Source organism: Phenylobacterium parvum, from assembly GCF_003150835.1.
Lineage (GTDB): Bacteria > Pseudomonadota > Alphaproteobacteria > Caulobacterales > Caulobacteraceae > Phenylobacterium > Phenylobacterium parvum.
This window is the reverse complement of sequence record NZ_CP029479.1, coordinates 346,967-362,054: the sequence shown is the minus strand read 5'-3', so window position 1 is coordinate 362,054 and position 15,088 is coordinate 346,967. Positions and strand designations below refer to the sequence as shown.

Here is a 15,088-nt window from a genome sequence, read left to right as displayed (position 1 = left end):
GGTCAGGCCTCCTCGGGCTGGCCGGACGCACGGCGCACAGCGGCGCGGATCCGGATGTAGGTGGCGCAGCGGCAGATGTTGCCGTTCATGGCTGCGTCGATCTCTTCGGTGCTGGGCCGGGGATTGGCGGCAAGGAGGGCCGTCGCCGACATGATCTGGCCCGGCTGGCAGTAACCGCACTGGGCGACGTCCAGTTCGGACCAGGCCTTCTGGACCCGGGCCCCGACCTCGCTCTGGCCGATCCCCTCGATGGTGGTGACCTTGCCCTTGCCCACCGCCTCCACGGGCAGGGAGCAGGCGCGGACGGGTGCGCCATCGATGTGGACCGTGCACGCACCGCACTGGCCGACGCCGCAGCCGAACTTGGGGCCAAGGATTCCCAGGGTGTCGCGGAGGACCCAGAGAAGAGGGGTGTCTGGCTCGACGTCGACCCGCCGGCTCCGACCGTTGACGCTCAATGAATAGGCCATGCCCGTCCTCCAGGATCTCCCTTAGGCCGATGTAGGCGGCGCAGGGCCCGGGCGCCAGACCGCGTTCAGCGGATCACGACCACGTGGTCCGGAAGTTCGTTGGGATTGTCGCCTTCCCGGGGCGGGAAATGCTCGGCGAGCACGGCCCCGCAGATCTCCACGGCCGCCTCGAACCCCTCGGCGGCGCGCCCTTCCTTCACGCCCTGGATCAGGCGCGCCATGGCCTGGTCCCAGACCGCCGGGTCCACCTTTGAGGCGACGCCCTCGTCGGCGATGAGCTCGGCCATGTGCTCCCACTCCGAGACGAAGATAAGCACGCCGGTGCGTTCCCGGGTGGCCTGCAGGTTCTTGGAGAGGAACTGCTCGTAGGCCCGCCGGCGCACCCGGTCCCGCTTGAGGCTCGCGGGAGTCAGGAACCTCCGCACCGGCGGAAGCCAGGCGAGCATGAGGACCAGGATGAAGAGGAAGACCTGCAGGAGGATGACGCCGACGACCGCCTCCCGGGCGGCCACCCCGGCGGCGGCGCCCACCGCTGCAGCTGTCCAGCCGCCCTGGATCAGGCCGGGCACGGTGACCTGGATGCCCCCCGCCAGCAGGAGGGCGGGCGCGGCCAGGGCGGCGAAGGCGGCGACCGCCAGCGGCGTCTCACGGTAGTCGCCGCAGTCCGGGGCGATGATGCAGAAGATTTCCCCGCGGGTCTGCGCCTCTGCGCGGGCCACGGCGGCCTCGACGCGCTCCTGCTCGGCTTCCGTCAGCATGTCACCAGCTCCCCGAAGATCCGCCGCCGCCGAAGCCGCCGCCGCCGCCGCCAAATCCTCCGCCGCCGAATCCGCCCCCGCCCCAGTCGCCGCCGCGCCAACCCCCGCCCATGGGCGGAAGGATGACGGGAGCGCCAAGGCCGGATCGCCGGAAGGCCCGGGCGGAACGCCCACCGCCTCGCATGACCGAGGCCAGGACCCAGAAGATCAGAATCAGGACAAGAAGGGTGACGAGGGGCGATCCGCCCCCCTTTTGGGCCGCCTCGCTGGCCTTGCGGACATTGGCCTTCGCCTCGCCTTCCGGCAGGGCGAGTTGGGCCGCCACCGCCTCGGCGCCGGAGACGATTCCCGCCTCCATGTCCCCGCTCCGGAAGGCGGGAAGGACCCGGGTCTGGACGATCACCGAGGTCAGGCTGTCAGTCAGGATGGGCTCGAGACCGTAGCCGACCTCGATCCTTACCTTGCGGTCGTTGGGCGCAACGATCAGCAGGACACCGTCGTCGCGCTCGGCGTCGCCGATCCCCCACGCCCGGCCCAGCTGGTAGCCGTAGTCCTCGATGGGATAGCCCTGGAGGTCCGGAATGGTGGCGACCACCATCTGGCGCCCGGTGGAATCCTCCAGCGCCTTGAGACGGGCGGTCAGCGACCGCTCCACCTCAGGCGACAGGAGGTTGGCCTCATCGACGACCCGTCCCGTCAGGCGCGGGAAGGTCGGGGCCGCCAGGGCGGCCCCGGCGAAGGCGACGAGGGCCAGGACCGCGACGAGGAGCGGTCCTGGGCCCCGGTTCCGGATCATTGGGCCGGCGCAGGCGCGGTCGCAGGCGCCTGCGGCGCGGGTCCGGCCGGGGCGAAGCTCACCGTCGGCGCCGCCTGGGCGGCCTCATTCGCGGCGAACAGCTGCATCGGCTTGGAGTTGCGGTGCACGACCGTCCAGAACCAGTTCGGGAAGGTCTTGAACTCGAGGTTGTAGTTCCGCACGGCCTCGTTGTAGTCGCGGCGCGCGATCGAGATCCGGTTCTCGGTACCCTCAAGCTGGGACTGCAGGGCCAGGAAGTTCTGGTTGGACTTCAGGTCCGGATAGCGCTCCTGGATCATCATGAGGCGGCCGAGCACGCCCGACAGCTTGTCCTGGGCGGCGGAGTATTCCTGGAACTTGGCCGGATCGGTCAGGGTGTCGGCATCCACCTTGACCTGGGTCGCCGAGGCGCGGGCCTGGGTGACTTCGGTCAGGGTGTTCCGCTCCTGGGCGGCGTAGCCCTTCACCGTCTCGACGAGGTTGGGGATCAGGTCGGCGCGGCGCTGGTACTGGTTTTGGACCTCCGCCCACTGGGCCTTGGCCGCCTCTTCCTTGGTCGGGATGGCGTTCACGCCGCAGGCGGCGAGGAAGAGGGGCGCGACTGCGACGAGCAGGGCGCGGGAAAGGGTCTTGCGGGAGAAGTTCACGTCGGAGGCTCCGGTCGTTCGCCGCGGAGTCGCGGCCAGCGCGCAAAGATGGCCCTGATCAGGGGTTTCCGCAACGTCCGACAGCCTCAGCGCTGGCGGGAGGCCGCCGTCTTCGCCCGGATCTCTCGGAATTCCGAGCCTGGACGCCAGTCCGGCCAGGCCCCGGGACGGGTAAGGCGACGGGTCATGTCGACAACGAGGTCGACGTCGGCGGCGGCGCCCCGGAGGTCCCAGTCCGCACTCCAGGCGTCGCAGGCCTTGTGGTAGCAGTCGTCCGTGTAGCGGGTGACCCAGGCGTCGCCGGCGGCCCGGCCGCCCTGGACCAGGTCGGCGCCGCCGCCCAGCCCCATCAGCAGGAGGGCCGGAACCCCCCGGCGGGCGAGGCTGAAGTGATCGGCCCGGAAGAACAGGGCCCGCTCGGGCCGGGCGTCGGGCGTGACCGTCCGCTTCTGGCGTCGCGCAGCCTCTGCCAGGAGGTCGTCCAGTTCCGACTGCCCCGCGCCGACCAGGACGACGTCCCGGGCCGGTCCCGCCGTCTGGAGGACGTCGAGGGTCAGGTTGGCGGCCATCTTGTCCAGGGACGCCGTGGGGTGGGACCCGAAGTACTCCGATCCCAGGAGGCCGCGCTCTTCCGCCGTCCAGAGGGCGAACAGGACCGATCGCTCAGGCCGGCCCCCTGCGGAGAGCAGGCGCGCCGCCTCCAGCACCCCGGCCACGCCCAGGGCGTCGTCCACCGCGCCGGGGCGGATACGCCTCCCGCGCGCATCTGGAGGCCCCTCGCCATAGGCGTCCCAGTGGGCGGCGATCATGACGCTCTCGGCCGGCCGGCTGCGCCCCGGCAGGCGGGCAATGACATTGCGGCTCTCGAAGCGGCTGAAGGTCACCCCGACCGAAGCCGAGAAGGACAGGCCCTTCATCGCCACGGGCTGGAAGCCTGAGGTGCGGGCCTGGCGGCGCAGCGCCTCCAGGTCGAGTCCGGCGGCGGCGAAGAGCCGCATCGAGGCCTCGGCCGAGAGCCACCCCTGCAGGGGCAGGCGATCGGCGGAGGGGTCCCGCCGCGCGACATCGTAGCCCTCGCCGCCGGACGCCAGAACCGTCGACCAGCCGTAGCCCGCGCCTTCGGTCTGATGGACGATCAGCGCCGCCACGGCGCCCCGCCGGACCGCCTCCTCGAACTTGTAGGTCCAGCGGGCGTAATAGGTCGCCGCCCGGCCGCCGAAGCGGCCGGCGACGGGATCGGAGGCGGCGGCCTCGAAATCCGGGTCATTGATCAGGAAGACGGCGACCTTGCCCTTCAGGTCGACGCCCTTGAAGTCATCCCAGCCCCGTTCCGGGGCCGTGACCCCGTAGCCGACGAAGACCATCGGGGCCTTATCGATCGTCACGCGGTCAACGGGCAGGAGTGAGATCACAGAGATGTCGCGCCCGGGGGCCAGCACGACCTCGCCCTTGGGCGCCGCGACCGCGTAGCGACCATCGGCCGCCAGCTGGGTGCGGATCATGGGCACGGCCTGGGTATAGCCGCCGCCCTCGCCCCCGGGTTCCAGGCCAAGGTCCCGGAAGGCCCGCTCCAGGTAGGCGACGGTGAGGCCCTCGCCGGGCGACCCGGGCGCCCGTCCGCCGTAGGCGTCCGAGGCCAGTTCCCGGGTGATGGCCGACAGGCGCGCAGGATCGGTGCGGTCGGCGGCGATGGCGGGCGATCCCGACAGGAGGACGGCCAGCAGCGAAAGGACGAGGCGGGGACGGATCAGCATGGCGACAAGTCTCGGGCCTCGGCCCGGGCCTGGCAAGCCGCCGTCAGGCCGGCGCCCTGAGGAGCTCTTCCTCCACCTGGCCCAGCCTCTCCTTGCCGAAGAACATCTCGTCGCCGACGAAGTAGGTTGGCACCCCGAAGACCCCGCGGGCCACCGCCGCCTCGGTGTTCGCGACCAGTTCGGCCTTGACCTCCGGGTCCTGGGTCGCCTCCAGCAGGGCCCGGGCGTCCAGGCCCGCCCCCGCCAGCACCCCGGCGACAATCTCGGGGTCGTCCATCTTCAGGCCCTGCTCCCACATGGCTGACAGCACGGCCTCGCGGTAGGCGTCCTCCACACCGGCGCGGCGCGCCGCCACCAGGCCGCGCATGATCAGCAGGGTGTTGACCGGGAAGTGCGGGTTGAAGCGGTAGGCCGTCAGGCCGTGCCGGGCCACGAACCTCTGGGTCTCCAGGTTTTCGTACGCCAGCTTGCCCCGGATGCTCCCGAAGGCCTGGGCGGGGGACTGGTTGCCGGTGGCCTTGAAGATCCCGCCCAGCAGGCACGGGATCAGGTTGAGCTTGGCCCCTGTCCGGGCGGCGATCCCGGGCAGCACCTTCCAGGACAGGTAGCCGTTGGGGCTTCCGAAATCGAAGATGAAGTCGACGGTGCGGGTCATGGGCGGTTTCCTCTCCGGCCTACCAGGTTTCCGACCAGGGCCGGAGGTCCATCTCGTGTGTCCAGGCCGAGCGCGGCTGGCGGTGCAACTGGAGGTAGGCGGCCGCGATGTCGGCGGGCTTCAGGATGCTGTCGCGGGCGAGGAGGTCGTCGACCTCCCCGCGGATGGACCGGATGAAGGTTCCGTCCACGGCGCCATCGATCACCACGTGGGCCACATGCACGCCCTGCGGGCCCAGCTCCCGGGCCAGGCTCTGGGCCAGGGCGCGCAGGCCGGCCTTGGCGGCGGCGAAGGCGGCGAAGCCCTCGCGCCCCCGGATGGACGCCGTCGCGCCCGTGAAGATCAGTGTCCCGCGCCCGCGCGGCGCCATCACCCGCGCCGCCTCGCGCCCCGCCAGGAAGCCGCCGAAGCAGGCCATTTCCCAGACCTTGGTGAAGACCCGGGCGGTGGTCTCGACGATGGGGAAGCGGACATTGGCGCCGATGTTGAAGACGACGACCTCGAGCGGGCCGATCTCGGCCTCGATCCGGTCGAAAAGGGCGACCACCTCGGCTTCCTCCCGGGCGTCGCAACCGAAGGCATGGGCCTCCCCGCCGGCGGCGCGGATCTCGTCAGCCAGGGCCTCCAGCCGGTCGAGGTTGCGCGCGCGGCGGGTGATGCAGATCGTCAGTCCCTCGGCCGCAAAGGCCCGCGCGACCGCGGATCCCAGTCCGTCACCGGCGCCGACCACAAGGCAGACGCCCTTTCGCGAAGCCATGCCCGTCCTCCCTCTCGCTTCTCCCTGCAAAGCACGGGGAGGCGCCGGTGGAAAGGGGTGTCAGGCCGCGTCGCGGCGCCGGCTACGCCGGAACACCCGCCAGAGGTAGGCGGCGAGGAGCAGCCCCAGCAGGATCTCCGTGACGGGATCGAGCCAGGCCGCCACCTGGTCGTGGCGGGAGGCGAGGGCGGCGCCGGCCAGGGTCAGGGCGAGGGTCCAGAGAAAGGTCCCGGCGGTAGTCCAGGCCAGGAAGCGCCCCCAAGGCATGCGCAGGATCCCTGCAGGCAGGGAGATCAGGGTCCGGATCCCCGGCGCCAGCCTGCCCAGGAAGACGGCCAGGCCGCCCCAGCGCTGGAAAAAGGCCTTCGCCCTGTCCAGGTCGCGGACCTCCAGGGCCAGCCAGCGTCCATGCCGGTCGACCCAGGACCGCAGTCCGGCCTCGGGAATCCGGCGGCCGGCGGCCTTCCAGACCGAGGCCCCGGCGACGGCGCCGAGGGTGGCGGCGAGGATCACCCCGGCCAGGGGCAGATCTCCCCGGGCCGCGGCGTATCCGGCCAAGGGCAGGATGACCTCCGAGGGAATGGGCGGGAACAGGTTCTCCGCAAACATGAGGGCGGCCACGCCCGCGAGGCCGCCGGCGGCGATGACCGCGAGAACCCAATCGACCACCTTCGCCTCCACGCCCCTCGGAACCCGCGTAGAGGTGGGGTGGATCAGCCCGGGTTCAATGCGGGGATGGCCGGGACCTTCACGCCCGGACCCAGGTCACGCCTCCTGGACCGCCGCCGGGGCGAGGGTGACCGGGGTCGCAGGCGGCGGCGGACGCTGGCGGATGGGCTCTCCCTTCAGCCACATCCAGAGCGCCTCCCAGTGTATGGCGGCCAGGACGCCGAGGCTGGTCATCGGATTCCGCAGCCAGGCGGACAGCAGGTTGGCGTCGGTCATCTCACGCCGCTCACCCGAAAAGGCGGCGGCCAGCACGGGGCCCTCGCCGTCGGAGACATTGATCGAGACCGCCACCTTCTCGCCCGGCGGGCGGATCCGGAAAGCGTAGGTGAGGTCCATGTCCATGAAGGGCGAGACGTAGAAGCCCTTGTCGATGGACTGGGACAGGACCTCGGCGTCTCCCGGGGCGGCGGGGATCAGGTAGCTGTGGCTCTCACCGAAGGTGTTCCGGACCTCGTACAGCACCGCCGACAGGGCGCCGTCCCGGCGGTGGAGGAACCAGACCGTCAGGGGGTTGAAGACCCCGCCCAGTATCCTCGGCATGGCCAGCAGCCGGACAGGGCCGCCCCCCTCCAGCCCGGCGTCCGCCAGGATGGCCTCCACCTGGCCGCGCAGGTCCCGGCCAGTGTGGTCCAGGTGGTCCCTGGGCGTGAATCCCGTCAGGGCGAACCGCCCCACGGCGAAGCGCCTCAGGCGGGCGTCCAGGCCCTGCAGCTCGTCCAGGTCGAGCAAAAGCATGAAGATGCGATAGCGCAGCCGGTGAGGGCGCGGCCGCAGGCGGGCGTGGGTGACGACCCCGGCGTAGATGCCCGAGGCAGTCATGGAGGTCAGGTCCCCGCCTGCGGGGCGGGCAGGTGGATTCGCCCGGATTCGTTCGGCACGCTCCAGGGCCGGCGCGGGGCGCCCAGCCCCTCGGCGACGGCGAGCCCGGACTGCAGGGCGTCCTCGTGGAAGCCGTGCCCGAAATAGGACCCGCAGAACCAGGTGCGCCTCACCCCCTGCAGGGACCAGAGCCTCGCCTGGGCCTGGATGGCGGCGCCGTCATAGAGCGGATGCTGGTAGGGGATATCGGCCACCAGGCCCTGGGGCTGGAAGCCCTCGGGCGGGTTGAGGGTGACGAACAGGTCGCCCGCACCCTTCAGGCTCTGGAGGTAGGTCATCCAGTAGGTTACCGGGCCTTCGCCCGGCCGGTCGCTGTAGCCGATGTGGTTCCAGGCCGTCCAGGCGGCGCGGCGGCGTGGCATCAGGGCCGGGTCGCGATGCAGCATCACCCGGTTGGCAGCATACCGGAAGGCGCCCAGAAGGGCGGTCTCCTCCGGGCTGGGATCGTCCAGGAGGGACAGGGCGGTGTCGCCATGCACCGCCAGGACCGCCTCGTCGAAGTCGAGGGTCCCGCCGTCGGCCAGCCGGACGCGGACGCCTTCGGCCGAGCGGGACAGGCCGGCGACCCTTGCCCCGGTGCGGAACTCGGCCCGCGTGGCGGCGACCAGCGGGCGGACATAGGACCGGCTGCCGCCCGTCACGGTCCGCCAGAGCCCGCGGCCGGTCACGGTCATCATCCCGTGGTTCAGGAAGAAGCGGATGAGGGAGGCGGCCGGGTAGTCGCCGATCCGTTCCAGCGGGGTCGACCAGATGGCCGCGGCCATGGGCAGGAGGTGGTCATCCCGGAAGGCCGGGCCGAACCCACCGCCCTGGAGATAGTCGTCCAGCGAGGTTCCCGTCCCCTCCAGGCGTTTCAGGTCGTCGGGCGCCCGCCGGTAGAAGCGCAGGATATCGGCGACCATCCGCCAGAACCGGGGGCGAAGCAGGTTCCGCTTCTGCGCCAGGAGGGCGTTGGACGAGTACTCAAGGCCGCCGTCGTCGAGGGATACCGACAGGCCCATGTCCGCCAGCTGGCTGGCGACGCCCAGGTGCGCCAGTAGGGCGGTGAAGTTGGGGTAGTTGTCCTCGTTGTAGACAATGAAGCCCGTATCCACAGGCGTCTCGCCGCGCGGGCCCGGCGCATTGACGGTGTTGGCGTGGCCGCCCAGCCGGTCGTCGGCCTCCAGCACGGTCACCTGCGCGACCTCCCCGAGCCGCCAGGCGGCGGAGAGTCCGGCGACTCCGCCGCCAATCACGACGATGCGGCGGGCGGGCGGGGCGTCGGGGGCGACGTCGGGCAAGGGGAGGCTCCTGGAGACCTGGCCGGGCGCTCCGGCGGCCCCATTGACCCCAGAGACCTGAGGTATGCAAGGGCCCGGCGCAAGAGAGGACTCGCCGCCGGGGCCGGTCTGGTGCAGCCTGCGCCCCTGATCTTCCGGAGGGTTCGACATGCGATGGGTTCTGACCTGGCTGGGCGTCGGCGCAGCCTTCGGCGTTCTGGACGCCCTCTGGCTGACCCAGATGTTCGAGCGGCTCTACAAGCCCGCCCTTGGCGCCCTGCTCGCGCCGGGCCTGAGGCTCGACGCCGCCGGGGCCTTCTACCTGATGTACGTGACCGGGCTGGTCCTGCTGGCCGTACGGCCGGCCGTCCTGGCCGGGGGCGGGCCGAGGGCCGCCGCCCTGCGGGGCGCCGCCCTGGGCGCCTTCGCCTACGCAACCTACGACCTGACCAACCAGGCCACCCTGGCGGTCTGGCCGGTCCACGTCAGCCTCATCGACATCGCCTGGGGAACCTTCGCCTCGGCCACGGCCTCCGCGGCCGGAGCCCTGGCCTGGCGCCGGGCGGCGCCCCGGGGCGCCTGACATCTTCCGAAGGGGCCGCGACCTGTTGTCGGCGGCGCCGCCCGCTGTCTATTGTGGCCCCTGAAGGTCGGGAGTTTTCCCGGGCGGGGTCTATTGCGGCTCCGGTCGCCCCAACAGCGCCTCGACGATTGTGATTTGGGTTTGGAGGCGCACGCCAAAGAATGCGGCGCTCCAGGGAGGAATTTGAATGAACGATTTGCTGAACCCTGAGTTCATGGCGCGCCTGGAAGCCGCCGGCCAGGTCGGAATGACCACCGCCTGCTGGGCCGCCCGCACCCCCGGAAAGATCGCCGTCTACGACCCGGATGGCACGCCCCACACCTTCGCCAAGGTCAACGCCAACGCCAACAAGCTGGCGCGCCTGCTGCGCGCCCGGGGCCTTAAGGCCGGCGACTCCCTGGCCCTGGTCTGCTCGAACCGGGTGGAGTTCGTCGAGGTCCTTGCCGCCACCCTGCGATCGGGGATCCGCATCACCCCGGTCAACTGGCACCTGACCGCCGAGGAGATCGCCTACATCATCCGCGACTGCGAGGCGAAGGCCCTGGTGGGCGACGCCCGCGTGGCCGCCGTCGGCCCCGCCGCCGCCGAATGCCCGGACCTCCTGGTCAGGCTGGCGGTCGACGGCGCGATCGACGGTTTCGAGGCCTACCAGGCCGCCCTCGACGCCTTCGACGGAAGCGACATCGACGACCCGGTCCTCGGCAACGCCATGATGTACACCTCGGGCACCACCGGGCGACCCAAGGGCGTGCACCGGCCCAACGCCATCGCGACCCCGCCAGCCATGTACCTGATGCGCGGTTACGACAGCGAGACCTCGGTCCAGCTCTGCGCCGGCCCCGCCTATCACGCAGCACCCCTGGCCTTCGACGTCCGCGCCGCCATGGGCGCCGGCGCGCCCCTGGTCTTTATCGACAAGTGGGACTCCGAGCAGGTCCTGAAGGCGATCCACGAGCGCAGGGTGACGCACCTGCACCTGGTGCCCATCATGTTCCAGCGGCTTCTGGCCCTGCCCGCCGAGGTCAAGGCGCGCTACCCGGTCGACCACGTGAAGTACATCGTCCACGGCGCCGCGCCCTGCCCGCCCGAGGTCAAGCACGCGATGATCGAGTGGTTCGGCCCCATCCTGTCCGAGTACTACGCCGGCTCCGAAGGCGGCGCGGGCTTCGCGATCGATTCCCACGAATGGCTGAAGAAGCCGGGCAGCGTCGGCAAGCGCCCGGCCCTCCTGCAGGTCCGGATCCTGGACGAGAACGGCAAGGACCTGCCTAACGGCCAGGCTGGCGGCATCTACCACCAGCTGCCCCCGGGCGGCGGCTTCTCGTATTACAAGGACGAAGCCAAGACCAACGCCAGCCGGGTGGACGGCTTCTTCACCATGGGCGACGTCGGCTATTTCGACGAGGACGACTACCTCTTCCTCACGGGCCGCAGCGCCGAGACCATCATCTCCGGCGGGGTCAACATCTACCCGCAGGAAGTCGACAACGAGCTGATCAAGCACGACGCCGTGGCCGACTCCGCCACAGTGGGGGTGCCCCACGACGAGTGGGGCGAGCAGGTGAAGGCGGTCATCCTCCTGAAGCCAGGCTACGCGCCCTCGGAGGAACTCGCCCGCGAGATCCTGGATTTCGGCCGCCGCACCCTGCCCTCGTTCAAGGTCCCGCGCAGCCTCGACTTCGTCACCGACCTGCCCCGGTCGGCGGCGGGCAAGATCCAGCGCAACAAGGTCCGCGCGCCCTACTGGGAAGGCCGCGCCAAGCAGATTTGAGGCGACCCCCCCGGGCGCCGAAACGATGCGAAAACAAGCGTGTCTGGCGGATGCGGGCGGGCGCCCTTAAGAAGCGCCCGCCTGTTTCCGGTTTGGGGTGCGTCATGCCGATTCCCTTCATCGACCTCCAGGCCCAGCGCCAGCGCCTGGGCCAGCCCCTCGAGGACGCCATCCTCAAGGTCGTCCGCTCGGGCGCCTGGATCATGGGTCCCGAGATCGCCGAGCTGGAAAAGGCCCTAGGCGAGTTTGGCGAGGCGCCCTTTGTCCTGTCCTGCGGGTCGGGGACCGAGGCCCTGCAGCTGCCCCTGATGGCCTGGGGAATCGGGCCGGGCGACGCCGTCTTCTGCCCCTCCTTCACCTTCGCCGCGACGGCCGAGGTCATGCCCCTGGTCGGCGCCTCGCCGGTCTTCGTGGACGTCCGCCCGGATACCTTCACCCTGGACCCGGAGCGGCTCGAGGCCGCGATCGTCGCGGTGAAGGCCGAGGGCGTTCTGACACCCCGGGCCATCATGGCCGTCTGCCTGTTCGGCCAGCCGGCGGACTATCCGGCCCTGGCGGACATCGCCCGCCGGCATGGCCTGAAGCTGATCGCCGACTCCGCACAGGGATTCGGCTGCACTCTCGACGGCCATCACCCCATCCACTGGGCGGACGTCGCCACCACTTCCTTCTTCCCGGCCAAGCCCTTGGGCGCCTATGGCGACGGCGGCGCGGTCCTGACCAAGGACGCCCGGCTGCACGACCTGCTGGTCAGCCTGCGGGTGCACGGCCAGGCGGTGAAGTCCGATGTGGAGGGCCGGACTTTCGACCATGACCCGAAGTACCTGAACATGCGGATCGGCATGAACGCCCGCATGGACACCCTGCAGGCGGCGATCCTGCTCCAGAAGCTGGCCATCTTCCCCGACGAGATCGAGGCCCGGAACCGGGTGGCCGACCGCTACGCCGCGGGCCTGGAAGGTGCGGTTGAGACCCCCGTGGTCATCCCCGGCGGCCGCAGCACCTGGGCCCAGTACACGGTGAAGTGCGCCGATCGCGATGGACTCGCCGCCCACCTGAGGGCCGCCGAGATCCCGACCGCCGTCTACTATCCCCTGCCCCTGCATCGCCAGGGCCCCTACGCCGGCTATCCCGCACCCGGCGGCCTGCCCGTCACCGAGGCCCTCTGCGACCAGGTGCTCAGTCTGCCCATGCACCCCTACCTGGAGCCCGACGTGCAGGACCAGGTCATCGCCGCGGTGTGCGCCTTCGCGGGCTAGGTGATTCCGCTGAGCGGCCGTTGACCCCCTCACCCGGCTTCGCCGGGAGCTCCCCCTTGGGGGAGCAATTACGTCTTCATTCCTCCCCCAAGGGGGAGGTGGACCGCGAATGCGGGCCGGAGGGGGTCTGCTGAAGGGCCGTCGTCTGCGCGCCTATCCGGCCTCCAGCGTCCCCACGATGGAAGCGCGCTGGGACAGTTCGATCCAGTTGCCGTCGGGGTCGCGGACCATGGAGATCCGGGCCGTCGTCCCCAGGGTGGTCGGGGGCATGGCCTCGCGGCCGCCGGCGGCGAGGACGCGGGCGTGGTCAGCGTCGACGCGGAAGACCTGGAAGGTGATGTAGCGCCAGCCCGTCCCCGGCATGGTCGCGTCCGACGGAGCGTCAGCGGCTTCCTCCAGGATGAGCAGGGTCTCGCCCGCCCGGAAGGCCGCGCCGCCTTCCCAGGCTTCCTCTGCCAGGCCCAGGGCGCCGGCGTAGAAGGCCCGATGGGCGGCGAGGCTGCGCACCGCCAGGCGGATCCCGGCCTGGGTGATCCCGCGCCAGCCGGGGGGGACCAGGGTCACGCGGTTGCCGTCCGGATCGGCGAGGGGACGGGGCTGGGCGAGGCCCTCCCGCGCCAGGAAGAGCTCGCGGTAGCCGGTGGGCTCCCCGGCCGGGACCGGTTCGGCATAGGCGTTGATCTTGAGCACCGAGCCGTTGGCGTCGTGGCGGTGCTGGTTCTGGCCCCGCCGGATGGGCAGGAGGTGATCGAAGGGGACCCCTGCCTCGCCCTGCCAGAAGGCCAGCACGGCGTCGAGGTTGTTGGTGGACATGCCGATGTCCACGCGCGGCTTGGCCAGGTCCATGGGCGCCTCCCTCTCCTGTCCCCACCCCTGCGGGCTTGCCCGCGATCCCGGCCCGTGACAAGTCGGAAGGACAGGGAGACAACAACCAGGAGCCAGGCCCATGAAGGCGGCGGTCTATTACGAGAACGGCGGACCCGAGGTCCTGCGCTACGAGGACGTCCCCGATCCGGCCTGCCATCCCAAGGGCGTCATCATCCGCGTCGAGGCCATCGCCATCGAGGGCGGCGACACCCTGAACCGCTTCGGCGGACCCCTGGTCACAAAACCCCACATCGTCGGCTACCAGGCCGCCGGAGAGATCATCGAGGTCGGCGCCGAGGTCACCCACCTGAAGGTCGGCCAGAAGGTCGCCACCGTGAACAATTTCGGCAGCCACGCCGCCCTGCGCAGCGTGCCGGCCCGCAACTGCTGGCCCGTTCCCGAGGGCTACGACATCGCCAAGGCCTCGGCCATCCCCGTAACCTTTGGCACCGCCCACGACTGTCTGTTCGAGTACGGGCGGATGAAGGCGGGCGAGATCGTCCTGGTCCAGGCGGGCGCCTCGGGCGTCGGCGTCGCCGCCATCCAGCTGGCCCGCCGGGCGGGGGCGAAGATGATCCTGGCCACCGCCAGCTCGGACGAGCGCCTTGAGCGCCTCAAGCCGTTGGGGATGACGGCCGGGATCAACTACCGGGTGAACGAAGTGCCTCGCGAGGTCCGTCGCCTGACCGACAACCACGGCGCCGACGTGGTGGTGGACTCCGTGGGCGGCTCCACCCTGCAGGGCTCGATCAACAGCCTCGCCTATCGTGGCCGGGTGTCCATGGTGGGCGCCGCAGGGCGCGAGCCCATGGTGGTGGACGTCGGCTCCATGATGGGCGGCAACCGCGGACTGTCCGGGGTCTTCCTCGGAGCCGAGATCATGACCGACCGGGTCCATGACATGATCCAGGGCCTGATCGACGACGCCGCCCGGGGCGAGCTGGAGGTGGTGATCGACCGGACCTTCCCCCTGTCGGAGGCCGCCGCCGCCCACGCCTACATCGAGAGCCGCGCCGCCGTCGGCCGGGTCGTCCTGGTTCCCTGAGGCGAGGCCGCCGATGCCCTTTGCGAAGAACGGCGAGGTGCGGATCTGCTGGGAGAGCTTCGGCGATCCCGGCGCCCCGGCCATCCTGCTGGTCAACGGCCTGGGCTCGCAGATGACCCGCTGGCCGGAGGCCTTCTGCGCCCTCCTGGTCGACGCCGGCTACCGGGCCCTGCGCTTCGACAACCGGGACACCGGACTGTCCGCCTGGTTCGGGGAAGGCGACGCCTACACCCTGGAGGACATGGCCGCCGACGCCATGGCGGTGCTGGACGCCGCCGGGGTCACCGCCGCCCATGTGGCGGGGGTCTCCATGGGCGGCATGATCAGCCAGGTCATCGCCGCCGACCATGCCGGGCGCACCCTGTCCGTGACCTCCATCATGTCCACCTCCTCGGCGCCCGGCCTGCCGCAGGCGACCCCACGGGCCATGGCGGTCCTGACCCAGCCGACGCCGGACTTCCGCACCGACCCCGAGGCCCACGTCGCCGCGGCGGTGGAGAACGCCCTGGTGATCGGCAGCCCCGCCTATCCCTGGCCCGAAGGCGCCCTGGCGGAGCGGGCCCGGGCCGAGGCTGAGCGCGCCTGGAACCCGACCGGGTCAAGCCGCCAGATGCGGGCGGTCGGCGCCACGGGCGACCGCTCTGCGCGCCTGGCGCGGATCACCGCCCCCGCCGTCGTCCTGCACGGGGCGGATGATCCCCTCCTGCCGGCCGAAGGCGGGCGGGACACCGCCGCCAAGATCCCCGGGGCGGAGCTCCGGATCATCGAGGGCATGGGCCACGACCTGCCCCCCGCCCTCTTCGGCCTTGTCGCCGACGCCATCCTCGCCGCCGCCGCCCGCGCCGGCTGACCCCTTCAA

16 protein-coding genes are annotated in these 15,088 nt (G+C 71.2%); 5 read left to right on the top strand and 11 right to left on the bottom strand.

The annotated features are described in order from the left end of the window. Positions 1-2: 2 nt before the first annotated feature. From HYN04_RS01760 to HYN04_RS01715, 10 genes are all read right to left on the bottom strand, one after another. Complete coding sequence (locus HYN04_RS01760; protein WP_110449172.1) at positions 3-470, bottom strand: (2Fe-2S)-binding protein; 468 nt, start codon at positions 468-470, stop codon at positions 3-5. Positions 471-535: 65 nt separating this feature from the next. Further along, positions 536-1,228, bottom strand: a complete 693-nt coding sequence (locus HYN04_RS01755) for a TPM domain-containing protein (RefSeq protein WP_110449171.1) — start codon at positions 1,226-1,228, stop codon at positions 536-538. Position 1,229: 1 nt separating this feature from the next. After that, a complete protein-coding gene (locus HYN04_RS01750) occupies positions 1,230-2,024 on the bottom strand; it encodes a TPM domain-containing protein (RefSeq protein ID WP_110449170.1) in 795 nt (264 codons plus the stop codon). Then, a complete protein-coding gene (locus tag HYN04_RS01745) occupies positions 2,021-2,671 on the bottom strand; it encodes a LemA family protein (protein ID WP_110449169.1) in 651 nt (216 codons plus the stop codon). The genes HYN04_RS01750 and HYN04_RS01745 overlap by 4 nt, the downstream gene beginning before the upstream one ends. Before the next feature lie 86 nt (positions 2,672-2,757). Then, a complete protein-coding gene (locus HYN04_RS01740) occupies positions 2,758-4,425 on the bottom strand; it encodes a M28 family metallopeptidase (protein WP_110449168.1) in 1,668 nt (555 codons plus the stop codon). A gap of 43 nt (positions 4,426-4,468) precedes the next feature. Next, positions 4,469-5,080, bottom strand: coding sequence for a 2-hydroxychromene-2-carboxylate isomerase (locus HYN04_RS01735; RefSeq protein WP_110449167.1), 612 nt, complete (start codon positions 5,078-5,080; stop codon positions 4,469-4,471). Between the two features lie 19 nt (positions 5,081-5,099). Beyond that, positions 5,100-5,837 (bottom strand): SDR family NAD(P)-dependent oxidoreductase, encoded by a 738-nt coding sequence (locus HYN04_RS01730; protein WP_110449166.1) that lies wholly within the window; start codon positions 5,835-5,837, stop codon positions 5,100-5,102. A gap of 60 nt (positions 5,838-5,897) precedes the next feature. Beyond that, positions 5,898-6,506: a DedA family protein gene (locus HYN04_RS01725; RefSeq protein WP_110449165.1), complete on the bottom strand. Its 609-nt coding sequence runs from the start codon at positions 6,504-6,506 to the stop codon at positions 5,898-5,900. A 96-nt stretch (positions 6,507-6,602) separates the two neighbouring features. Next, complete coding sequence (locus HYN04_RS01720; protein WP_110449164.1) at positions 6,603-7,385, bottom strand: DUF1365 domain-containing protein; 783 nt, start codon at positions 7,383-7,385, stop codon at positions 6,603-6,605. Between the two features lie 5 nt (positions 7,386-7,390). Further along, positions 7,391-8,725 (bottom strand): NAD(P)/FAD-dependent oxidoreductase, encoded by a 1,335-nt coding sequence (locus tag HYN04_RS01715; protein ID WP_241962654.1) that lies wholly within the window; start codon positions 8,723-8,725, stop codon positions 7,391-7,393. Between the two features lie 148 nt (positions 8,726-8,873). On the opposite strand from HYN04_RS01715, the gene HYN04_RS01710 reads away from it, so the two are divergent. The 3 genes from HYN04_RS01710 (at position 8,874) to HYN04_RS01700 (ending at position 12,317) form a co-directional block, all read left to right on the top strand. Then, positions 8,874-9,287 carry a DUF2177 family protein gene (locus HYN04_RS01710; protein WP_110449162.1) on the top strand — a complete coding sequence of 138 codons (414 nt, stop codon included), beginning with the start codon at positions 8,874-8,876 and terminating at the stop codon, positions 9,285-9,287. A gap of 187 nt (positions 9,288-9,474) precedes the next feature. Further along, on the top strand, positions 9,475-11,058 hold the full coding sequence (locus HYN04_RS01705; protein WP_241962653.1) for an AMP-binding protein: 1,584 nt from the start codon (positions 9,475-9,477) through the stop codon (positions 11,056-11,058). Between the two features lie 104 nt (positions 11,059-11,162). Then, entirely contained in the window at positions 11,163-12,317 is a 1,155-nt protein-coding gene (locus HYN04_RS01700; protein WP_110449161.1) for a DegT/DnrJ/EryC1/StrS family aminotransferase, read from the top strand. Positions 12,318-12,470: 153 nt separating this feature from the next. Here the strand turns inward: HYN04_RS01700 and HYN04_RS01695 are convergent, their stop codons facing one another. Next, positions 12,471-13,163: a VOC family protein gene (locus tag HYN04_RS01695; RefSeq protein WP_110449160.1), complete on the bottom strand. Its 693-nt coding sequence runs from the start codon at positions 13,161-13,163 to the stop codon at positions 12,471-12,473. Between the two features lie 100 nt (positions 13,164-13,263). On the opposite strand from HYN04_RS01695, the gene HYN04_RS01690 reads away from it, so the two are divergent. Continuing rightward, positions 13,264-14,229, top strand: coding sequence for a quinone oxidoreductase family protein (locus tag HYN04_RS01690; protein WP_110449159.1), 966 nt, complete (start codon positions 13,264-13,266; stop codon positions 14,227-14,229). Between the two features lie 13 nt (positions 14,230-14,242). After that, positions 14,243-15,079, top strand: coding sequence for an alpha/beta fold hydrolase (locus HYN04_RS01685; protein WP_110449158.1), 837 nt, complete (start codon positions 14,243-14,245; stop codon positions 15,077-15,079). The last annotated feature ends 9 nt before the right edge of the window (positions 15,080-15,088 follow it).